This window comes from Nocardioides oceani, assembly GCF_030412965.1.
GTDB classification, from domain to species: Bacteria; Actinomycetota; Actinomycetes; order Propionibacteriales; family Nocardioidaceae; genus Nocardioides; species Nocardioides oceani.
The window spans coordinates 178,385-199,553 of the sequence record NZ_JAUHJQ010000001.1 but is presented as its reverse complement, the minus strand read 5'-3'; the positions used below and the strand labels follow the sequence as shown (position 1 = coordinate 199,553).

General features: G+C 73.9%; 20 protein-coding genes, 1 tRNA gene and 1 pseudogene. 10 read left to right on the top strand and 12 right to left on the bottom strand.

The genetic code is table 11. The annotated features are described in order from the left end of the window. Positions 1-25: 25 nt before the first annotated feature. From QWY28_RS01030 to QWY28_RS01010, 5 genes are all read right to left on the bottom strand, one after another. Positions 26-1,789, bottom strand: coding sequence for a selenocysteine-specific translation elongation factor (locus QWY28_RS01030; RefSeq protein WP_300950444.1), 1,764 nt, complete (start codon positions 1,787-1,789; stop codon positions 26-28). A 2-nt stretch (positions 1,790-1,791) separates the two neighbouring features. Further along, complete coding sequence (gene selA / locus QWY28_RS01025) at positions 1,792-3,108, bottom strand: L-seryl-tRNA(Sec) selenium transferase (RefSeq protein WP_300950443.1); 1,317 nt, start codon at positions 3,106-3,108, stop codon at positions 1,792-1,794. A gap of 84 nt (positions 3,109-3,192) precedes the next feature. After that, on the bottom strand, positions 3,193-4,059 hold the full coding sequence (locus QWY28_RS01020) for a hypothetical protein (RefSeq protein ID WP_300950442.1): 867 nt from the start codon (positions 4,057-4,059) through the stop codon (positions 3,193-3,195). Between the two features lie 103 nt (positions 4,060-4,162). Further along, entirely contained in the window at positions 4,163-4,792 is a 630-nt protein-coding gene (locus QWY28_RS01015) for an NADPH-dependent F420 reductase (protein WP_300950441.1), read from the bottom strand. Positions 4,793-4,892: 100 nt separating this feature from the next. Then, a tRNA-Sec gene (locus QWY28_RS01010) sits at positions 4,893-4,987 on the bottom strand. A 200-nt stretch (positions 4,988-5,187) separates the two neighbouring features. Between QWY28_RS01010 and selD the strand changes: the two genes are divergently transcribed. Then, complete coding sequence (gene selD / locus QWY28_RS01005; protein WP_300950440.1) at positions 5,188-6,198, top strand: selenide, water dikinase SelD; 1,011 nt, start codon at positions 5,188-5,190, stop codon at positions 6,196-6,198. Between the two features lie 9 nt (positions 6,199-6,207). On the opposite strand, the gene QWY28_RS01000 is transcribed toward selD, so the two are convergent. Both QWY28_RS01000 and QWY28_RS00995 read right to left on the bottom strand, forming a co-directional pair. Next, positions 6,208-6,501, bottom strand: a complete 294-nt coding sequence (locus QWY28_RS01000; protein ID WP_300950439.1) for a winged helix-turn-helix domain-containing protein — start codon at positions 6,499-6,501, stop codon at positions 6,208-6,210. Beyond that, positions 6,498-6,959, bottom strand: coding sequence for a hypothetical protein (locus QWY28_RS00995; RefSeq protein ID WP_300950438.1), 462 nt, complete (start codon positions 6,957-6,959; stop codon positions 6,498-6,500). The genes QWY28_RS01000 and QWY28_RS00995 overlap by 4 nt, the downstream gene beginning before the upstream one ends. Before the next feature lie 101 nt (positions 6,960-7,060). Between QWY28_RS00995 and QWY28_RS24735 the strand changes: the two genes are divergently transcribed. The 5 genes and pseudogenes from QWY28_RS24735 to QWY28_RS00975 all read left to right on the top strand — a co-directional run bounded on the left by QWY28_RS24735 (position 7,061) and on the right by QWY28_RS00975 (position 13,864). Then, positions 7,061-7,624 (top strand): hypothetical protein, encoded by a 564-nt coding sequence (locus QWY28_RS24735; RefSeq protein ID WP_500690663.1) that lies wholly within the window; start codon positions 7,061-7,063, stop codon positions 7,622-7,624. Between the two features lie 12 nt (positions 7,625-7,636). Next, positions 7,637-10,357 (top strand): annotated as a pseudogene (gene fdh / locus QWY28_RS00990) (formate dehydrogenase); the annotation flags it as partial. Further along, positions 10,354-11,325, top strand: coding sequence for a 4Fe-4S dicluster domain-containing protein (locus tag QWY28_RS00985; protein WP_300950436.1), 972 nt, complete (start codon positions 10,354-10,356; stop codon positions 11,323-11,325). The pseudogene fdh and the gene QWY28_RS00985, both read left to right, overlap by 4 nt. Further along, on the top strand, positions 11,322-12,533 hold the full coding sequence (nrfD, locus tag QWY28_RS00980; RefSeq protein WP_300950435.1) for an NrfD/PsrC family molybdoenzyme membrane anchor subunit: 1,212 nt from the start codon (positions 11,322-11,324) through the stop codon (positions 12,531-12,533). Before QWY28_RS00985 ends, nrfD begins: the two co-directional genes overlap by 4 nt. 92 nt (positions 12,534-12,625) lie before the next feature. Next, positions 12,626-13,864 carry a fatty acid desaturase family protein gene (locus tag QWY28_RS00975; protein ID WP_300950434.1) on the top strand — a complete coding sequence of 413 codons (1,239 nt, stop codon included), beginning with the start codon at positions 12,626-12,628 and terminating at the stop codon, positions 13,862-13,864. An 89-nt stretch (positions 13,865-13,953) separates the two neighbouring features. Here QWY28_RS00975 and QWY28_RS00970 read toward each other — a convergent pair whose 3' ends face one another. From QWY28_RS00970 to QWY28_RS00955, 4 genes are all read right to left on the bottom strand, one after another. Beyond that, positions 13,954-14,700: an MOSC domain-containing protein gene (locus QWY28_RS00970; protein WP_300950433.1), complete on the bottom strand. Its 747-nt coding sequence runs from the start codon at positions 14,698-14,700 to the stop codon at positions 13,954-13,956. A 35-nt stretch (positions 14,701-14,735) separates the two neighbouring features. After that, entirely contained in the window at positions 14,736-15,881 is a 1,146-nt protein-coding gene (locus tag QWY28_RS00965; RefSeq protein WP_300950432.1) for an acyl-CoA dehydrogenase family protein, read from the bottom strand. Between the two features lie 23 nt (positions 15,882-15,904). Beyond that, positions 15,905-17,062 (bottom strand): acyl-CoA dehydrogenase family protein, encoded by a 1,158-nt coding sequence (locus QWY28_RS00960; RefSeq protein ID WP_300950431.1) that lies wholly within the window; start codon positions 17,060-17,062, stop codon positions 15,905-15,907. Between the two features lie 104 nt (positions 17,063-17,166). After that, complete coding sequence (locus tag QWY28_RS00955; RefSeq protein ID WP_300950430.1) at positions 17,167-17,568, bottom strand: VOC family protein; 402 nt, start codon at positions 17,566-17,568, stop codon at positions 17,167-17,169. Positions 17,569-17,679: 111 nt separating this feature from the next. Here QWY28_RS00955 and QWY28_RS00950 point away from each other — a divergent pair, with 111 nt between their 5' ends. Genes QWY28_RS00950 through QWY28_RS00935 form a run of 4 tightly spaced genes read left to right on the top strand, consistent with a single transcriptional unit; the run spans position 17,680 to position 20,705 of the window. Continuing rightward, positions 17,680-18,681, top strand: a complete 1,002-nt coding sequence (locus QWY28_RS00950) for an aldo/keto reductase (protein WP_300950429.1) — start codon at positions 17,680-17,682, stop codon at positions 18,679-18,681. After that, positions 18,678-19,037 (top strand): rhodanese-like domain-containing protein, encoded by a 360-nt coding sequence (locus QWY28_RS00945; RefSeq protein WP_300950428.1) that lies wholly within the window; start codon positions 18,678-18,680, stop codon positions 19,035-19,037. Before QWY28_RS00950 ends, QWY28_RS00945 begins: the two co-directional genes overlap by 4 nt. Positions 19,038-19,059: 22 nt before the next feature. After that, a complete protein-coding gene (gene rlmC / locus QWY28_RS00940) occupies positions 19,060-20,217 on the top strand; it encodes a 23S rRNA (uracil(747)-C(5))-methyltransferase RlmC (protein ID WP_300950427.1) in 1,158 nt (385 codons plus the stop codon). Beyond that, complete coding sequence (locus tag QWY28_RS00935; RefSeq protein ID WP_300950426.1) at positions 20,214-20,705, top strand: hypothetical protein; 492 nt, start codon at positions 20,214-20,216, stop codon at positions 20,703-20,705. The genes rlmC and QWY28_RS00935 overlap by 4 nt, the downstream gene beginning before the upstream one ends. Before the next feature lie 22 nt (positions 20,706-20,727). Here the strand turns inward: QWY28_RS00935 and QWY28_RS00930 are convergent, their stop codons facing one another. Next, complete coding sequence (locus QWY28_RS00930) at positions 20,728-21,117, bottom strand: DUF2237 family protein (protein WP_300950425.1); 390 nt, start codon at positions 21,115-21,117, stop codon at positions 20,728-20,730. Positions 21,118-21,169: the final 52 nt, after the last annotated feature.

The window sequence follows — 21,169 nt, the reverse complement described above, 5'->3', positions numbered from 1 at the left end:
GCGCCCACCAGCGCGCGGCCCCGGGTCAGCGGTCGACGACCTGCCGGCGGTCGTCGGGCAGCCGCCGGGTGCGGCCGGCCCGGTCCAGGTGCTCCAGCAGCGGCAGGACGACCCGCCGCGAGGTGCCCAGCGCCTGGCGAGCCTGGCTGGTGGTGAACGGCTGGGGCAGGGCGCGCAGCAGCTCGACCGCCCGGGCGTCCGCGCCCGGGAGGAGCACGACCGCGGGGGCGAGCCGGAGGAGGCGGCCCGCCTTCGCGGCGGCTGCGGTGCGGCGGGCGTCCAGGCCGAGCTCGGCGAGCCGGTCGGCCGGGGGAGCGGCGAACGGCTCGTCGGCCAGGTCGGCCCCCAGCGCCTCGAGGGCCCGCTCGAGCTCCGGCGGCAGCGCGGGCGAGGCGTCGCCGAGGACGACCCGCCCCCCGGAGACACGGGGCGCGACGGCCGCCACGACGGCGGCGGGCACGCCGAGCCGGTCGGCCACCGCGGTCACCGGCACGCCGCGGTCGAGCGGCTGGTCGGCGTCGTGGCGGCGTACCAGCTCGACCACCTCGCGCGCGAGCGCCGCCGCGCGGACCGCCGAGACCAGCGTGCCGTCGGCCTCGACCGCCCCGGCGGGCAGCGGGGCGACCGGCACGCCGAGGCGACGCAGCAGACCCGTGCTGGCCAGGCCCCTGCGGTCGAGCTCGCCGGCCAGGTCGGGCTCGCCAGCCACGTCGGCGAGCACCTGGGCTCGTGCCGCGGCCGCCCCGCGGCGGCCCAGTCCGGGCGGCTCGGGATCGAGCACCTGCAGGCCCCAGACCCGGCGCGACCCGGGGTCGCGCAGGAGGGCGCGGTCGCCGACGCGGAGCGGCACAGGCCGGGGCAGGACCAGCCGCACGAGCGCGCCCTCGTCGCCGGCGAGCGGCCGCGCCCGGACGGCGAACGACGCGGCGCCGACGTGGAGCACGGGCCGCTCGGGCATCCGTCCCTCGCCGGTCACGCGCACGTCGACGGTCGTCGCGGGGTGGTGGGCGCCGGGGGTCACCAGCACGCTGTCGCGGTCCACCCGGTCGAGGCCGTCGCCGGTCACGTTGAGCGCCACCCGCGCGACGCCGGTCGCCGCGTCGACCCCCGCCCCGAGCGACTGCACGCCGCGCACCCGCACGGCGGCGGGCGGGCCGTCGGTCCAGAGCTCGAGCGCGTCGCCGCGGCGTACCGTCCCGGCCGGCAGCGTCCCCGTCACCACCGTCCCCGCGCCGGTGATGGTGAAGCGCCGGTCCACCCACAGCCGTACGTCGCCGGCGGGGTCGGGCCGCGGGAGGCCGGCCACCATCGCCGCCAGGTGGTGGCGCAGCTCGTCGAGACCGAGCCCCGTCCGCGCGCTGACCGGCACCACGGGCGCTCCGGCGAGCGAGGTCCGGTCGACCTCGGCGCGGGCCCGCGCGACCGCAGCCGCGGGGTCGGCCAGGTCGGACCGGGTCACCGCGACGACCCCGTGGGCGACGCCGAGCGCGTCCAGCGCGGCGAGGTGCTCGGCGGCCTGCGGCATCCACGGGTCGTCGGCGGCGACGACCAGCAGCGCGGCCGGGACCGGTCCGATGCCGGCGAGCATGGTGGTGACGAACCGTTCGTGGCCGGGCACGTCGACGAACGCGACCTGCTCCCCGGCCAGCTCCGCCCACGCGTAGCCGAGCTGGATCGACAGCCCGCGCGCCCGCTCCTCCGCGAGCCGGTCGGGCTCCATGCCGGTGAGGGCGTGGACGAGCGTGGACTTGCCGTGGTCGACGTGACCGGCGGTGGCGACGACGTGCACGCTCAGCCCGCCGGCCGACCGACGCAGCGACGTACCGCCTCGGCGATCGGCCGGTCGTCGGCCGGGTCGACCGCGACGAGGTCGAGGAGCAGCCGGCCCCGCTCGACGCGACCGACGACCGGCAGCTCCTCGTCGAGCCGCAACGGCTCGGCCAGCGCGGCCGGCAGCGCGACCGCGGCGGAGGGCAGCTCCACACCGGGGGCGCCGCCACCGCCGACGGCCGCGCTCGAGTCGACCGCCTCGGCGACCCCGCCGGGCACCTCCCCGATCGCGGCCGCGAGTGCCTCGGCACGCGCCCGCAGCGCGACCGGGTCGCTCGCCAGTGCCGCCGCGACGGGCGGGACCGGTCCGGTGAGCGTCGCCTCCAGCGCGGCCAGGGTCAGCTTGTCCACGCGCAGCGCCCGCGCGAACGGGTGCCGTCGCAGCGACTCCACCAGCGCGGCCTCCCCGAGCAGCAGCCCGCACTGCGGGCCGCCCAGCAGCTTGTCGCCGGAGGCGGTGACCAGGGCGGCGCCGTCGCGCAGCGCGGCCGACGCGCTCGGCTCGTCGGGCAGCCGCGGGTGCGGGGCGAGCAGCCCGGAGCCGATGTCGACGACGACCGGCACGGGCAGGGTCGCGAGCTCGCGGACGCCGACCGAGGAGGTGAAGCCCGAGACCAGGAAGTTCGACGGGTGCACCTTGAGCACGAACGCCACGTCGTCGTCGACGGCCGCCTCGTAGTCGGCCAGCCGCACCCGGTTCGTCGTGCCGACCTCCCGCAGGCGGGCGCCGACGGACTCGAGCAGCTCGGGGATCCGGAAGCCGTCGCCGATCTCCACCAGCTCCCCGCGCGCGATGACGACGTCCTTGCTGGTGGCGAGCGCGCAGGTCGCCAGCGCCAGCGCCGCGGCCCCGTTGTTGACGACGTGGACGCCGCCCGCGTCGGGGACGGCCGCGGCGAGCGCCGCCATGGTCGAGCGGCCGCGCCGGCCGCGCCGGCCGGTGGCGAGGTCCAGCTCGACGTCGGTCGCGCCGGCGGCGACGGTCAGCGCCTCGACGGCCGCGGCGGAGAGCGGCGCGCGGCCGAGGTTGGTGTGCACGACGACGCCGGTGGCGTTGACGACGCGCCGCAGCGAGGCGGCGTACGCCGGCAGCGCGGCGTACGCCGTCGTCGCGACGTCCTCGGGTGCGACCTCGCCGGCGCGGCACCGCTCGAGCGCGCGGCCGACCGCCCGCTTGACGATCGCGTCGCCGAGACGGGCCCGGGGCTCGGCCAGCAGCGGGTCGGCCAGGACGACGTCCGTGCGGGGCGTCCGTCGTCTCGGGTCCTCGCTGTGCACCCGCTCAGCATGCCCGAGACGGCCGAACGCCCGGCCGGGTGACCCCGGCCGGGCGTTCGTGGTGCTGCTGGGTGGAGCGTCAGCTCACTTGACGACCTTGATGGTCACCTTGGTGGTGGCGGCCTGCAGGGCCGGGGTGCCGACGAGCTTCACGACGACCTTGTGGGTGCCGACGGGGAGCTTGCCGAGCTTGAGGTTGGCCTTGCTGTTCTTCAGCGTGGCCTGGCCCAGCTTCTTGGCGCCCTTGGTCGCGACGACCTTGCCGAGGGTCGGCGCGGCGTTCGAGGTGGCCGTGACGGGGACGACGACGGCCTTGCCCTTCTTGACCTTGATGGTCTTCTTGGCGACCGCGACCGAGGTGTCGGTCTGCTTGATGAAGCCGATGGTGTCGACGGTGCCCGGCGTGACGCCCTCGGCGACGGTGCAGGCCAGCTCGGCGGAGTCCTCGTCGCCCTGCTTGGTGGTCAGGGTGAAGGCGTCCGGGAGGACGACGGCGACCGGGGCGCTGGTCGGGTTCGGGGTGACGAACGTGCCGTTCTTGCCCGCACCGTTCCAGGTGGTGACGTTGTTCTCGGTGGTGAAGTCGCCGGCCAGCGGGACCGGCGCGGAGGCGGTGCCGACCTCGAAGGCGAAGTCGCGGGCCTCGGCGCCGTCGACACCGGCGGCGGCGAGGAGACCGGCGGCGTCGGCCGGGACGGTCGCCTTGGCGGTGACGTTGAGCAGGCCGGCCGGGACGGCGGCACCGGCCCAGTACTGGTCGACGGGCAGGTCGCCGGTGACGGTCAGCGGGAACGTGCCGGAGTAGAGCGTGCCCAGGCTGCAGGTGTAGTCGGTCGTCACGGTCGCGGCGTGCGCCGTGCCGGTGGTGGCGCCGACGAGGGCGGTGCCCGCGACGGCGGCGGAGGTGGCGGCGACGGCGACGCGGCGAGCGGTACGGCTGAGGTTGATCAAGATCGTTGTCCCTCCCAAGACAAGACCGGGCCTACTGCCCGGTAAGTGCGTGAGCGGATCGTAGCGCCAGATCCGTGAGGCACGTCACTCGGGGCGGAACTCCTCACCCCTGGGCGAGCAGGTCCCGGGTCGCGGCCGCGCCGGCCTCGGCGCCGTACGCCGGCTTGTCGCGGTCGAAGCGCCGTCCCTCGACCAGCGGACCGGCGTCGACCGCGTCGAAGCCGAGGGCGTCGACGAGGGTCGCCACGACCTGCTTGGCCTCCGCGTCGTCCCCCGCGATCGGGATCGCCCGGCGGTCCGGGTCGCCGGCCGGCCGCGCCGCCTCGACGATGTGGTGGGCCTGGATCGCGTTGAACGCCTTGACGACGCTCGACCGCGGCAGGTGCGCGGCGAGCCGCTCGCTCGGGGAGTCCTCGCCGCGGTCGATCGCCTCGTCGTGGCCGTCGCGCTCGAAGTAGTAGTTGTTGGTGTCGACGACGACCTTGCCGGCGAGCGGCTCGACCGGCACCTGGTCGACGGCGTGGAACGGGATGGTCACGACGACCACCTCGCCCGCCTCCGCGGCCTCCTCGGCGGTCGCGGCGCGGGCGCGCGGCCCGAGCTCGGCGACCAGGTCGGCCAGGGTCTCCGGTCCACGGGAGTTGCTGAGCACGACGTCGTGCCCCTGGCCGACCGCCTGCCGCGCGATGGCCGATCCGATGTTGCCGCTGCCGATGAGTCCGATGGTGGTCATGACGGGGGAGCGCGGGCGGCGGCCGATCTGTTCCCGCGGCGATCGGGGGTGCGGCCGCCGGCGACGTACCGGCGGGGTCGCGCCGGCGGCGTACGAGGCTTGGCGGAGGCGGACGGGAATCGAACCCGCCTGACCGAGATGCTCGGCCACTACGGTTTTGAGGACCGCGCCCGTCACCAGACGAGGAACGCCTCCGCGACGATCCTAGGCACAGCCCGTCGTCGGTCCCGTCCCCGAGGCCGGGGGTGGCCGCCCGAGGCCTGGCTTCTCAGGGGAGTCCTGCACTTCTCAGGGGAGCCCTGCACTTCTCAGGGGAGATCTGCCCCGACAAGTGCAGGAGTCACCGGTGAACCGGGGACTCCTGCAGCCCCCACCCCCGGACTAGGTTCGGCCCCATGACGACGACGGCGCCGGCGCTCCGACTCACGCAGTTCGCGTCGGGCGGGGGGTGCGCCTGCAAGGTGCCGCCGGGGGAGCTCGAGCGGGTGCTGGGCGACCTGCCGGGCGGGCGGGCCGACCAGGACGCGACGGGCGACCTGCTGGTGGGCCTCGAGGCCGGCGACGACGCGGCGGCGGTGCGGATCGACGGCGAGCGGGCGGTCATCGCGACGACCGACTTCTTCACGCCGGTCGTCGACGACGCCTACGACTTCGGGCGGATCGCGGCGACCAACGCGCTGTCCGACGTCTACGCGATGGGCGGCGAGCCGCTCGTGGCGCTCAACCTGCTGGCGTGGCCGCGCGACCGGATCCCGTTCGAGGTGGCCGCGGAGGTGCTGCGCGGCGGCGCCGACGTGTGCCGCGCGGCCGGTGCGCACCTCGCGGGCGGCCACAGCATCGACGACCCCGAGCCGAAGTACGGCCTGGCCGTCACCGGCCTCGCCCACCCCGACCGGCTGCTGCGCAACGACGCCGCGAGCCCCGGCGTACCCCTCACGCTCACCAAGCCGATCGGTCTCGGTGTGCTGAACAACCGGCACAAGGCGACCGGTGAGGTCTTCGAGCAGGCGGTCGCGGTGATGACCACGCTCAACCGCGACGCCTCCCGCGCGGCCCTCGCCGCGGGCCTCACCGCCGCCACCGACGTCACCGGCTTCGGGCTGCTCGGGCACCTGCACAAGATGGCGCGCGCCAGCGGCGTCACGGCGGTGGTCGACGCGAGCGCGGTGCCGTACGTCGACGGCGCCCGCGAGGCGCTCCGCGACGGGTTCGTGCCGGGCGGCAGCCGCCGCAACCTCGACTGGGTGCGCCCGTTCCTCGAGGCCGGCGTCGACGAGGACGAGCTGGTCCTGCTCGCGGACGCCCAGACCTCCGGCGGCCTGCTGGTGGCCGGCGAGCTGCCCGGCCACCCCGTCATCGGCGAGCTGGTGCCGGCGCGTGACGGCGTCACGGTGCAGGTGCGCTAGCCCGCGAGGTCATCCGCCGAGGATCGCGGTGAGCGCCCTGCGGTGCCGGGTGTACGCCGCCCGGCCGGCGCGGGTGATGCGGTAGGACGTCGTGCCGCCGCGGCCGCGGCCGTCCTTGGTGACCGAGACGTAGCCGGCCTTCTCCAGCGCCGACATCTGCTTGGACAGGTCGGAGTCGCTGACCTGCAGGTGCTCGCGCAGGAACGGGAACGTCACGGTGCTGGCCGTGGACAGGACCGCCATGGCGGCCAGCCGCTTCGGGGCGTGGATGACCGGGTCGAGCTCGTCGAGCCCGCCGGTCACGCGAGCCGCTCCCGCACGCGCGTCGCGGCGGCGGCGTACGACTTCTCGTGCAGCCACAGCCCGGTGGTCGCCAGCACGAACATGAGCGCCGAGGCCCAGCCCCAGCCGACGGCGTGGCCGGTCGCCCACACGGCGCCGAGGACGAGCGCCGCGCCCACGAAGTAGACGGCGAACATCGTGCCCATGCCCCGCGGCGCCCGTCGCAGCATCGAGGGCATCACACCGCGGTAGCGGGCGTACCAGCCGCAGAAGGCGCCGAGGCCCACGAGCAGCACGACGAGCAGCCCGAGGGCGAGCGGCAGGTGGTCGTCGGTGAGGCCCTGGAACCCGGTGATGCCCGCGAACCAGGCGCCGGCGGCCGGGAAGTACCACCCCGGCGTCGGCGGGTAGTCCACGTACGGCGCCGCCTCGGCGCGCTCGAGCGTGCGGAGAAGGTCGGCGTCACGGTTGCTTTCCATGCCGGAAAGTTATCGGATGACTTTCCGATCTGGCAAGTGATCCGGTGGGACGGTTGACCGTCGGACGAGCGGGGTACTGTCGCCGCACCGAGGGAGGTGCTGTGGCGAAGACGAACCTGGGCTGGCCGGTGCTCCGGCAGCTGCTGGGGAGCGACGTGCTCGGCCGCGGTGTCGCCGCGCGGTCCAAGCAGACCGACGCCACCACCGCCCGCACCGAGACCGCCGACCGGGTCGCCAAGAGCGTCTGTCCCTACTGCGCGGTGGGGTGCGCGCAGAAGATCTTCGTCAAGGACGAGAAGGTCGTGCAGATCGAGGGCGACCCCGACAGCCCGGTCAACCGCGGCCGGCTGTGCCCCAAGGGCGCGGCCAGCAAGAACCTCGTCACCAGCGAGCTGCGCCAGACCAAGGTCCGCTACCGCCGGCCGTACGGCACCGAGTGGGAGGACCTCGACCTCGACGTCGCGATGGAGATGATCGCCGACCGGGTCGTCAAGGCGCGCAACGACACCTGGCAGGACCTCGACGAGCGCGACCGCAAGGTCCGGCGCACGATGGGGATCGCCAGCCTCGGAGGGGCGACCCTCGACAACGAGGAGAACTACCTCATCAAGAAGCTGTTCACCGCGATGGGCGCCATCCAGATCGAGAACCAGGCGCGGATATGACACTCCGCCACGGTCCCCGGTCTGGGGACCTCGTTCGGGCGCGGCGGCGCCACAGGATTCCTCCAGGACCTGTCCAACGCTGACTGCATCGTCATCCAGGGCTCCAACATGGCCGAGGCCCACCCCGTGGGCTTCCAGTGGGTCATGGAGGCGAAGGCCCGCGGGGCGAAGATCATCCACGTCGACCCGCGGTTCACGCGGACCAGCGCGCTCGCGGACACGTTCGTGCCGCTGCGTGTGGGCAGCGACATCGCGTTCCTCGGCGGGATCATCAACTACGTCCTGGCCAACGAGCTCGACTTCCGCGAGTACGTCGTGGCGTACACGAACGCCGCGACGATCGTCAGCGACGAGTTCGCCGACACCGACGACCTCGACGGCCTCTTCTCCGGCTTCGACCCCGAGACGCGCACCTACGACCCCGAGTCCTGGCAGTACGCCACGCAGGAGGACGACGGCGAGGAGCGCCAGGACCACCAGATGCAGCGGGAGACCGCCGCCGGCATGCAGCACGAGACGCACGGCATGAGCGTCGACGGCGACGTGCAGCGCGACGAGACCCTCCAGCACCCCAACTGCGTCTACCAGGTGCTCAAGCGGCACTTCTCCCGCTACACCCCCGAGGTCGTGGCCAGCACGTGCGGTGTCAGCGAGGAGCAGTTCCTCGAGGTCTGCCGGGCGTGGACCGAGAACTCCACCCGCGACCGCACCACCGCGCTGGTCTACAGCGTCGGCTGGACCCAGCACAGCGTCGGCGTGCAGTACATCCGCACCGGCGCGATCCTCCAGCTGCTGCTGGGCAACATGGGTCGTCCCGGCGGCGGGATCATGGCGCTGCGCGGCCACGCGAGCATCCAGGGCTCCACCGACATCCCGACGCTGTTCAACCTGCTGCCCGGCTACCTGCCGATGCCGAACGCCGAGGAGCACCAGTCCCTCGAGCAGTGGGTCGACGCCGTCCGGCACCCGGGCGCGAAGGGCTTCTGGTCCAAGGCCGGCGCGTACGGCATCAGCATGCTCAAGGCCTGGTGGGGCGAGCACGCGACCGCGGAGAACGACTACTGCTTCGACTACATGCCGCGCATCACCGGCGACCACGGCACCTACCGGACCGTGCTCGACATGATCGACGGCAAGGTCAAGGGATACTTCCTGCTCGGGCAGAACCCCGCGGTCGGCTCCGCGCACGGCAAGGCGCAGCGCCTCGGCATGGCGAACCTCGACTGGCTGGTCGTCCGCGACCTGTTCGAGATCGAGAGCGCGTCGTTCTGGAAGGACTCGCCCGAGGTCGCGACCGGGGAGATCGTGCCGGAGGAGTGCCGCACCGAGGTGTTCCTCATGCCGGCCGCCTCGCACGTCGAGAAGGAGGGCACCTTCACCCAGACCCACCGCATGCTGCAGTGGCGGGAGAAGGCCGTCGAGCCGCCGGGTGACTGCCGCAGCGAGCTGTGGTTCTTCTTCCACCTCGGCCGGATGATCCGGGAGCGGCTCGCCGGGTCGACCGACGAGCGCGACCGGCCGCTGCTGGAGCTCACCTGGGACTACCCGCTGCTCGGGGAGTCGCAGGACCCCGACGCCGAGGCGGTCCTCAAGGAGATCAACGGCTTCGAGGTGGCGACCGGCCGGCCGCTGTCGACCTTCACCGAGATGGCCGACGACGGCTCGACCGCCGGCGGCTGCTGGATCTACACCGGCGTGATGAAGGACGGCGTCAACCAGGCCGCCCGCCGCAAGCCCGGTCGCGAGCAGGACTGGGTCGCGGCCGAGTGGGGCTGGACCTGGCCGGCCAACCGGCGCACGCTCTACAACCGCGCCTCGGCCGACCCCGAGGGCCGCCCGTGGAGCGAGCGCAAAGCCTACGTCTGGTGGGACGAGGAGCAGCAGCGGTGGACCGGCCACGACGTGCCCGACTTCGAGGTCACCAAGCCGCCGTCGTACCGCCCGGAGCAGGGGGCGGACGGCATCGCGGGCATCGCCGGCGACGACCCGTTCATCATGCAGGGCGACGGGAAGGGCAGCCTCTACGTCCCGCAGGGGCTCATCGACGGGCCGATGCCGACGCACTACGAGCCGGTCGAGTCGCCGTTCCGCAACCCGATCTACGGCCAGCAGGCCAACCCGACGCGCAAGGAGTACCCGCGCCAGGACAACCGGTTGAACCCCAGCCCGCCCGAGGACGGCAGCGAGGTCTTCCCCTACGTCTTCACCACCAGCCGGCTCACCGAGCACCACACCGCCGGCGGGATGAGCCGGTACGTCGCCCGGCTGGCCGAGCTGCAGCCGGAGATGTTCGTGGAGGTCAGCCCCGAGCTGGCCGCCGAGCGCGGGCTGGAGAACGGCGGCTGGTGCCATGTGGTGACCGCCCGCGCGGCGGTCGAGGCGCGGGTGCTCGTCACCGAGCGGCTCAGCCCGCTGCGGGTCGAGGGCCGGACGGTGCACCAGGTGTGGCTGCCCTACCACTGGGGCACGGGCGGCCTGGTGACCGGCGACTCCGCCAACGACCTGTTCGGCATCTCGCTGGACCCCAACGTGCTGATCCAGGAGAGCAAGGTGGGCACCTGTGACGTCCTCCCGGGCCGTCGGCCCACCGGCCGCGCGGTGGTGGACCTCGTGACGTCGTACCAGCGGCGCGCCGGCGTCCACGACGACCACACCGTCCCCATCGTCACGACCGGGCCCGGCGCCGCGGGCGACGACGAGGGCGACCCGACCGGCGGAGGAGGAGGCGCATGAGCTGGACGATCAGCGAGAACTCCTTCTGGGGGCCGCTCGACCCGGCCGCCGACGCCGGCTACCCCGAGGACCGGCCGAAGCGGAAGGGGTTCTTCACCGACACCTCGATCTGCATCGGGTGCAAGGCCTGCGAGGTCGCCTGCAAGGAGTGGAACGACGTGCCGTCGGACCACTTCGACATGACCGCGACCTCCTACGACAACAGCCACTCGCTCAACAGCAACCAGTGGCGCCACGTCGCGTTCATCGAGCAGCCCAAGCGGCTGGTCACCGAGGGTGGCGGGCAGGACACCGGCCTGCGGGGCACCGTCGACCTCGGCATGCCGACCGTGCCGCCGACCGGCGCGGCCGAGCAGCTGGCCAACGGTGCCGACGACCGGCCGGACTTCCGCTGGCTGATGTCCTCGGACGTGTGCAAGCACTGCACCCACGCCGCCTGCCTCGACGTGTGCCCGACCGGGTCGCTGTTCCGCACGGAGTTCGGCACCGTCGTGGTGCAGGACGACATCTGCAACGGCTGCGGCTACTGCGTGCCGGCCTGCCCGTACGGCGTGATCGAGCGGCGCAAGGGCCCCGACGGCGCCAAGAACGTCGGCATCGCCCAGAAGTGCACGCTCTGCTACGACCGGCTCGACGCGGGCAAGACCCCGGCCTGCGCGCAGGCCTGCCCGACGCAGTCGATCCAGTACGGCGACGTCGAGGAGCTGCGCGAGCGGGCGAACAAGCGCGTCGAGCAGCTGCACGACGCCGGGATCATGGACGCCCGGCTCTACGGCAACGACCCCACCGACGGCGTCGGCGGCACGGGCGCGTTCTTCCTGCTGCTCGACGAGCCCGAGGTCTACGGCTTCCCGCCGGACCCGGTCGTCACCACCAAGGACCTGCCGTCGATGTACAAGCACGCCGTCGCCGCCGCGGGCACCCTGCTCGCGGGCGCGGCGGTCGCCTTCCTGGGAGGCCGCCGGTGACCACGGGGCGCGAGGTCGGTCCGGAGGGCGACCCCAGCGAGGACGCGCACACCCACGACCAGGTCAACGCCACGACCGACCCGCTCGCCGGTGGTGGCGACAACGCCGTCGGCCGCGAGGGGCTGCAGGGCGTCCGCTCGCAGACCAACGCGACCGTCGGCACGCGCGGCGGCCGGCGGGGCAGCGGCGAGGGCGGCTCCGGTCGCCGGCGAGGCGGCCGGCGCGGCGGGGGCCGCGGCGACCGGTCGATGGTCCCGGAGGCGGAGTTCACCTCCTACTACGGCCGCCCGATCGTCAAGCCGTCGCCGTGGGAGGCCGACATCCCGGCGTACCTCTTCGCCGGTGGTCTCGCCGCCGGCTCCTCGATCCTCGCGGCGGGCGCCGACCTCACCGGCCGCCCGACGATGCGGCGGTCGGGCCGGCTGGTCTCGATCGGTGCGCTCGGGTTCTCGATGGTCGCGCTGGTGCACGACCTCGGCACGCCGAGCCGGTTCTACAACATGCTGCGGGTCGCCAAGCCGACCTCGCCGATGTCCATGGGCACCTGGATCCTCTCCGCGTACGGCGCGTTCGCGGGCGCCGCGACCGCCGCCGAGGCCGCCCGGATGCTGCCGCCCCGCTGGCGCACGCGCGGTCCGCTGCGCCGTCCGCTGGCGCTGCTGCCGTACGTCGACCGGCCGGCCGGCGTGCTCGCCGCCGTGGTCGCGCCGGCGGTCGCGTCGTACACCGCCGTCCTGCTCTCCGACACCGCCACCCCGTCGTGGCACTCCGCCTACCGCGAGCTGCCGTTCGTCTTCGTCGGCTCGGCCGCGGCCGCCTCCTCGGGGATGGCGATGATCACCGCTCCGACCTCCGAGGCCGGCCCGGCCCGGCGGCTGGCCGTCGCGGGCGCGGCGTTCGAGCTGGTGATGGAGCACCGCATGGAGCAGACGATGGGCATCACCGCCGAGCCGCTGCACCAGGGGCAGGCCGGCCGGCTGATGCGGGCCGCGAAGGCGCTGACCGTGGCCGGTGCCGCGGGTTCGCTCCTCGCCGGCCGCAGCCGCGCGCTGTCGGTGCTCTCGGGGGCCGCGTTGATGGCGGGCTCGGCCTGCACCCGGTTCGGGGTGTTCGAGGCCGGCCAGGCCTCGGCGAAGGACCCGAAGTACACCGTCGTCCCGCAGCGCGAGCGCCTCGAGCGCGAAGGCCCCGTCCGCCACCCGGGCTGACCTGCCCGCGAGGGGTGCGCGCCACCACTCGACGAGGGTCAAATGTCGACCCCGTGGCGCTGGTGTGCCCAGGGATCGGGCACCGTTGGGGCATGACCCTGACTCGGGACGACCTCACGACCGCTCCTCCGGCCACGCCCTCGGCCGCGGAGCCGGAGACGACGGCGGGTGGCACGGTCGAGAAGGTGTACCCCGGCGGGCTCACCGCGGCCCAGGTCGAGGAGATCGGCCGGGAGCTCGACGCGATCCGCCAGGAGGTCCTCGACGACCGCGGCGAGGTCGACGCGGCGTACATCCGTCGCGTGATCCGCGCCCAGCGCGCCCTCGAGCTCGGCAGCCGGGTCGTGCTGCTCGCGGCCGGCCGCAACAAGCTGGCGTGGGTCATCGGGACGGTGGGCCTGACCACCGCCAAGGCGCTGGACAACATGGAGATCGGCCACAACGTCCTGCACGGCCAGTGGGACTGGATGCGCGACCCGAAGATCCACTCCTCGACGTGGGACTGGGACCACGCCTCGCCGGCCGCGCAGTGGAAGCGGGCGCACAACGAGGTCCACCACCGATACACAAACATTCTCGGCCGCGACAACGACCTCGGGTACGGCATCCTCCGCGTCGACGAGGCGCAGCAGTGGCGCCCGCGGCACCTGATCCAGCCCGCGTGGAACTTCGTGACCGCCTGCATCTTCGAGTACGGCATCGCGATGTACGACCTCGACTTCGGCGAGCACCTGCGCGCGAAGAAGAAGATGCCGCCGGAGAAGCGGGCCGAGGTCGTCGCCGCCCTGCACAAGGTGCGCAAGCAGGTCACCAAGGACTTCGTGGTGCACCCGGTCCTCAGCGGCAAGGGCTGGAAGGCGACGCTCGCCGCCAACGCCGTCGCGGTCCTCGGCCGCAACATCTGGAGCCACTCGGTCATCATGTGCGGCCACTTCCCCGAGGGCGTCGAGACCTTCGAGGAGGCCGAGCTGGACGAGAACGAGACCCGCGCGCAGTGGTACCTGCGCCAGATGCTCGGCTCGGCCAACATCTCCGGCTCGAAGTTCATGCACCTGATGACCGGCAACCTGTCCCACCAGATCGAGCACCACTGCTTCCCGGACCTGCCCAGCCGGCGGTACGGCGAGATCGCCCCCCGGATGCGCGCCGTCTTCGAGCGGTACGGCCTCAGCTACAACGCCCGCCCGCTGCCCCAGCAGGTCGCCAGCGCCTGGCACAAGGTCGTCCGGCTCTCGCTGCCCAACGGCTGGCTGGCCGAGACCAACCGCCACAACCTGGGCCGCCAGCTCCGCAAGCTCGCCCGCCCCGAGCCGGCCGCGCTGCCCGCCTGACCGGACCGGCGGGTCAACGGTCGCGGACCGGTGCCACCTGACGGCACCGATCCACGAGCGTGAGGTCGGTGGCTCGCACGGGTCCGTGGCTACGCCGTGCGGTCGACCGCCACCGTGCCGGGCACGACGACCTCGGCGTCGACGCCGAGGAGCAGGTCGCCGGTGCCGACGTCACGAGGGCGGTACGCCGCCAGCGCGGCGAGCACGCGGCTACCTCGCTTGCCGGTCACCGGGTCGAGGTCGACGACGGCGCAGCGTGGCACGCGGGAGGTGATCCGCACGCGGGCCGGCCCGAGGTCGACCTCGTCGCCGACCCAGGAGTCCTCGGCGTGCGGCTCGTCGGCGTCGACCACGAAGGTCGGCCGGAACCGCGCGGCGAGGTCGGCCATCGGGAGGCCCGTCCGCGACGCGAGCTCGCGGAGCGTGCCGGTCGCGACGAGCGTGACGGCGCCGGCGTACACGACCCCGCCGGGAGGTGCGGCCGCGAGGCGGACCGGCTTCCCGAGGTGGGACGAGAGCAGCGCGGAGTGCGGGCCGTCCAGCAGGTCGAGCGCGACCGGCCGGCCCCAGTAGTCGCAGGTCAGCGACTCGCCCCTGGGCAGCACGGGCCCGGACGCGACGGCGCCGGAGGGCAGCGAGATCGCGAGCCCGTCGGGGGAGGGGACGGCCGAGACGGCGACGAGCGACGGGTGCTGGACAGTGCGCAGCACCCGCCGCTGCTCGACGTCGACGAGGCACCAGGCGCGGTCGCCCACCGGCCCGCGCGGGGACAGCGTGACGGCGTCGTACGCCTGGTGCCGGGTGCCCTTGACCGGCGCGAAGCCGGCCCGGACCACCCGAGGGGCGGGCCGGGCCGGGGCGCCGATGGTGCTCAGGGCAGCGGGTCGACTTCCGCGTGGTCGCCCACGGCCGCGGCGAGTGAGCGCAGGTGGAACGTCGCGTCGCCGAGGAGGTGGTCGAGGGCGGTGAGCCGGCTGGTGTAGGCACCGATGGAGTACTCCGCGGTCATGCCGATGCCGCCGTGGAGCTGGATCGCCTCCTGGCCGATGTGCCGCCCGGCCCTGGCGACCTGCAGCGACGCGCGCTGCGAGGCCTCGGCGATCTCCGCCGGCGACCCCGACCCGACGACCATCGTCGCCCACACGGCGAGCGACTTGGCCAGCTCCAGCGAGATGTACATGTCCGCCGCGCGGAACGTCAGCGCCTGGAAGGTGTTGAGCGTGACGCCGAACTGCTTGCGCGAGGTGAGGTACGCCGAGGTGGTGCGCAGCGCGGTCTCCATCGCGCCGACGGCCTCGTTGCACGCCATGATCCGGGTCAGGTCGGTGACGGTGGCGATGGAGGCGGCGACGTCCGCGCCCGGCTCGCCGAGCGGCGTGGCCGCGGTGCCGTCGAAGGTCACCTTCGCCGCGCGGCCGCCGTCGTGCGTGGCGTACCCGGTGCGGGTCAGGCCCTCGGCGTCGCCGGCCACCAGGAACAGCCCGGTGCCGCCCTCGGGCAGCATCGCGCTGACCACCAGCACGTCGGCGCGGGCGCCCTGCGGCACCGGCTCCTTGGTGCCGGTGAGCGTCCAGGCGTCGCTGTCCACCGAGGCGGTGACGGCCGTGGCGTCGTTGGTCCAGCGGCGGCCGGGCTCGGCCAGCGCCGGGGCCAGGACGCTCTCGCCGGCGCTCAGCGCGCCGAGCACCTCGGCCCGCTGCTCGGCGGTCCCGACCGCGCTGACCAGGCCGCCGGCCCAGACCACGGAGGTGAGGTACGGCTCGGGGGCGACGACGCGACCGAGCTCCTCGGCCACGATCGAGATCTCGACCGGGCCGGCGCCCACGCCGCCGTCGTCCTCGCTGAACGGCAGGCCGAGCAGGCCCATCTCCGCCATCCGGCCCCACTGCGCCTCGTCGAAGCCGGGGTCGGCGGCGACCGTCTGCCGCCGCTGCTCGTAGTCGGAGTAGGCCTTGCCGACCAGGCCGCGGACGGCCTCGCGCAGCGCCTGCTGCTCCTCGTCGTAGGTGAAGTCCATGGTGAAGTCCCTTCCCGTCCCGCTCAGAGACCGAGGATCGTCTTGGCGATGATCTGGCGCTGCACCTCGTTGGAGCCGCCGTAGATCGAGGCCTTGCGGAGGTTGAGGTACGCCGGGGTGGCGCGGCGCGACCACCACGGGAGGTCGGAGTCGTCCCCGGCGCCGGAGGCGAGCGAGGCCGGGCCGGCGAGGTCGACGACCAGCTCGGAGACCGCCTGCTGCAGCTCGGTCCCCTTGAGCTTGAGCACCGAGGAGGCCGGGTGCGGCTTGCCGTCGGCGGAGTGGGCGACCACGCGCAGGGCGGTGAGCTCGAGGGCGAGCAGCTCGTTCTCGAGCTCGGCGACCCGGCTGGCGGTGAGGAGGTCGTCGAGCTGGCCGGTCTCGCGCGCCCACTCCTTGGCCTGGGCCAGGACCCGCTTGGTGGCGCCGACGGGGGCGACGCCGACCCGCTCGTTGCCGAGGAGGAACTTCGCCTGGGTCCAGCCGGAGTTCAGCTCGCCGACCATGTTCTCGGCCGGCACGCGGACGTCCTCGAACCACACCTCGTTGACCTCGTGGCCGCCGTCGATGAGCTCGATGGGGCGGACGGTCAGGCCCGGCGAGGTCATGTCGATGAGCAGCATCGAGATGCCCGCCTGCTTCTTCACGTCCGGGTCGGTGCGGACGAGGGTGAAGATCCAGTCGCCGTACTGGCCCAACGTCGTCCACGTCTTCTGGCCGTTGACGACGAACTCGTCGCCGTCGCGGACCGCGGTCGTGCGCAGGGAGGCCAGGTCGGAGCCGGCGTCGGGCTCGGAGAAGCCCTGCGACCACCAGATGTCGAGGTTCGCCGTCGCCGGGAGGAACCGCTCCTTGATCTCCTGGGAGCCGAAGTGGGCGATGACCGGTCCGATCATCGAGGCGTTGAACGCCAGGGGCGCCGGCACGTCGGCGCGCTGCATCTCCTCGTGCCAGATGTGGCGGCGCAGCGGGGACCAGTCCTTGCCTCCCCACTCGACCGGCCAGTTCGGGACCGCGAGGCCGTGGGCGTTGAGCACCCGCTGGCTCTCGACGATCTGGTCCTTGGTCAGCTCGCGGCGGTTCGCGACGGCGTCGCGGATCTCCTGCGGGACCTCGGTGGTGAAGAACGTCCGCATCTCGTCGCGGAACGCGGCGTCCTCGGCGGACAGCTCCAGCTGCATCGGCAACCCTCCCGGCTCGGCGGCACGGTCGTCCGACCGCGCGCGTGCCACCGTAGCCGGGCGCCCCGACCGCGCGCGTCGTGCCGGGCGCCCAACAGTGACGGTCAGCCGATGTCGACCATCCACTGCACGCCGTACCGGTCCTTGAGCTGGCCGAACACGTCGCCCCACATCTGCTTCTCCAGCGGCACGTGCACCTCCCCGCCCTCGGCGAGCGCGTCGAACCACCCACGCAGCCGCGCCTCGTCGTCGCCGCTCAGCGTCAGCGACACCGTGGCGTCGCCGGGGGAGAGGGTGGTCCCGGGCGGGAGGTCGGAGGCCATGAACATCAAGCCCTCCTCGGTGCGGAGCATCGCGTGCATGACGCCGTCGGCGCCGTCGCCCTCCATGCCGTACTCGGCGAACGTGCTGAGGGTCAGCTCACCGCCCAGCACCGACTGGTAGAAGGTCATCGCCTCGCGGGCCGTGGCGTCGAAGTGCAGGTAGGGGCTCAGCTGGACGGGCATGGGGACCTCCGGGTGGGGGACGGGGTGTGTACGTCGCTCCGACCGGTGCCGGGGCGCGGACTCATCGGCGGCCGCCGCTCGAGGTTTCGGCCGGTCGGGGAGGATGGGGGCATGGCTTCCTCCCTGGACTCCCGCACCCTCGGACGCACCGGCCGCGACGTCTCCGTCGTGGGCCTCGGCACCTGGCAGCTCGGAGCCGACTGGGGCGAGGTGAGCGAGGCCGACGCCCGGGCGGTGCTCGAGGCGTCGGTCGAGGCGGGCGTGACGTTCTTCGACACCGCCGACGTGTACGGCGACGGCCGCAGCGAGCAGGTCATCGGCTCCTTCCTGCGCGACCACGACGGCATCACGGTCGCCACCAAGATGGGCCGCCGCGTCGACCAGGTCCCGGAGAACTACCGCCTCGACGCGTTCCGCGAGTGGACCGACCGGTCCCGCCGCAACCTCGGCGTCGACACCCTCGACCTGGTGCAGCTGCACTGCCCGCCGAGCGCGACGATCGACGACGACGCGACGTACGACGCCCTCGACACGCTGGTCGCCGACGGCGCGATCGCGGCGTACGGCGTCTCGGTCGAGACCGCCGACCAGGCGCTCTCCGCCATCGCGCGGCCGGGCGTCGCGAGCATCCAGATCATCCTCAACGCCTTCCGGCTCAAGCCGCTCGACCGGGTGCTGCCGGCCGCGCAGGAGGCCGGCGTCGGCATCATCGCGCGCGTGCCGCTGGCCTCCGGCCTGCTGTCGGGCAAGTACGACGAGCACACGACGTTCGCCGACGACGACCACCGCACCTACAACCGCGACGGCAGCGCCTTCGACCGCGGCGAGACGTTCTCCGGCGTGGACTTCGAGTCCGGCGTGGCGGCCGCGCGGGAGTTCACCCGGCTCGCCGCCGAGCACGGCCCGGAGGGCGCGACCGCCGCCCAGGTCGCGCTGGCCTGGGTCTGGCAGCAGGCCGGCGTCAGCACGGTGATCCCGGGCGCCCGGAACCCCGAGCAGGCGCGCGCGAACGCCGCCGCCGGCTCGCTCCCGCCGCTGTCGGAGGACCTGCTCGCGGGCGTGCGGCGGCTCTACGACACCTACTTCCGCGAGGCGGTCCACGACCAGTGGTGAGGCTGCTCCTGCTCCCGCTCCTCCTCGTCGGGCTGCTCGGCCTGGGCGCGTGCGCCGACGACACCAGCGAGGTCGAGCGGCTGATCCACCGCGGCGCGACGGTGGTCGACGTCCGCACGCCCGAGGAGTACGCCGCCGGGCACGTCGACGGCGCGATGAACCTCGACCTCGCCGCCGATGACTTCCGTGACCGGGTCGCCGAGCTGCCGCGCGACCGGTACTACGTCGTCTACTGCGAGTCCGGCGCGCGGGCCACCCGGGCGATCGAGGTCATGCGCGGGCTCGGGTTCGGCAGCGTGGTCAACGGTGGCGGCTACGACGCGCTCGTCGACCTCGGCCTGCCCACGACGGGCTGAGCCGGCCGGTGATGCTCCGATGATGCTGACGGAGTCCGTGGCCGTCCGGTGCGACTACTTCGACACCGGGCGATGCCGGTCGTGCGCGCTGCTCGACCAGCCCTACGACGCCCAGCTGGCCGACAAGCAGCGCGAGGTCGCCGCGCTCCTGCCGACGCCCGCCGCGGGGTGGTCCGAGCCGGTCGCGTCGGCCCCGGCGGGGTTCCGCAACAAGGCCAAGATGGTGGTCGGCGGGACGGCCGCCGCGCCGACCCTCGGCATCCTCGACCAGACCTTCACCGGCGTGGACCTGCGCGAGTGCCGGCTCCACACGAGCGGTCTCCACGACGCACTGCCGGTGCTGGCCGACTTCGTCACGCGCGCCGACCTGACGCCGTACGACGTCGGGCAGCGGCGCGGCGAGCTCAAGCACCTGCTGGTCACCGAGTCGCCGGCCGGCGAGCTGATGGTCCGGTTCGTGTGCCGCTCCCAGGAGCCGGTCGCACGGCTGCGCAAGCACCTGCCCTGGCTGCTGGAGCGGCTGCCGGTCGCCGTCGCCACGGTGAACCTGCAGCCGGCGCACAAGGCGGTGCTGGAGGGGGAGCGGGAGATCGTGCTGACCCGCTCGGCCACGCTCGCGATGCCGCTGGGCACGTCCTTGGGCGCGGTCACGCTGCACCTGCGGCCGCGCAGCTTCTTCCAGACCAACACCGCGATGGCGCTCGCGCTCTACGGCGAGGCTGCGGCGTGGGTCGACGAGCTCGCGCCGGCGTCGGTGTGGGACCTCTACTGCGGCGTGGGCGGCTTCGCGCTGCACCTCGCCGCTCCCGGCCGGACCGTGACCGGCGTGGAGATCTCGAACGAGGCCGTGCGCTCCGCCGAGCACAGCGCCGCGGCGGCCGGCCTGGACGACGTCCGCTTCCTGGCCGGCGACGCGACGACGTACGCCGTCAACGCGGCGGCGGACGCGCTGCCCGACCTCGTGGTGGTCAACCCGCCCCGCCGGGGGATCGGCGACCAGCTCGCCGGCTGGCTGGAGAGCTCCGGCGTCCCGCACGTGCTCTACTCCAGCTGCAACGCCCGCACGCTCGCCGCCGACCTCGCGGCGATGCCGTCCTACGCCCCCGGCCGGGGGCGGCTGCTCGACATGTTCCCGAACACCCGCCACTACGAGGTGCTGGTCCTGCTCTCCCGCCGGTGACGCACGACTCGCTCTGGGCGGCCACGGACGACCCGCTGGAGGTGGCTGGGCGGGGGTCCGTAGATTGGGTCGACGTGGCCGAGGACTACTGCGAGCTGTGCGACCTCCCGCTGAGCCAGTGCGTGCACGGGCGGCCCGAGCCGAAGCCGGTGCCGGTCGAGAAGGCCACCCCGGTCCGCACGCGGACCGCCGCCGCCCGGGTGCCCGGGACGCCGGCGAAGAAGGCGGCGCCGCGCAAGTGGACCTCGCCCGAGGAGCTCAAGGCGCCGATCGTCGCCCTGCTCCAGGAGAGCGGCGGAGAGCTCGCGGCCGACGAGGTGTTCCCGGCGCTCGAGGAGCGGCTCGGCGAGGCGCTGCGCCCCGGCGACCGCGACGCCTCGCCCACCGGCGAGCCGCGCTGGCAGCTGGCCGCGCGCAAGGCCCGCCGCGCGCTCCAGGACGAGGGCGTCATCGAGCCCGGTACGCCGGGCGTGTGGCGCCTGCGCTGACCCGACCGGGGCCCCCGGGTCCTCAGCCGAGCGAGCTGAGGTCGGGCGGCACGTCGACGGCGTGCTCCTCGAGCAGCTCGATCCGCACCACCTCCAGCGCGCGCTCGTTGGTCGCGGCGAGCACCACCGGCGCGGCCGCGCCGGCCTGGTAGGACTGCAGCCACCGGCCCGCGACCACGCACCACGGGTCGCCGGGGTGCAGCCCGGGGAAGTGCCACTCCGGCCGCGGCGTCGTCAGGTCGTTGCCGACCGAGCGCTGGTGCTCCAGGAACTCGGTGGTCATCACCGCGCACACCGCGTGCAGCCCCACGTCGTCGGGTCCGCACGAGCAGTGCCCGTCGCGGTAGAAGCCGGTCAGCGGTTCGGTGCCGCAGGGCACCAGCTCCCCACCCAGCACGTTGCGCTCGCCCATGGCGCTCAGCGTAGGACCCCCGCGGTGCGCTCCCGCACCGAAAACGCGTCGA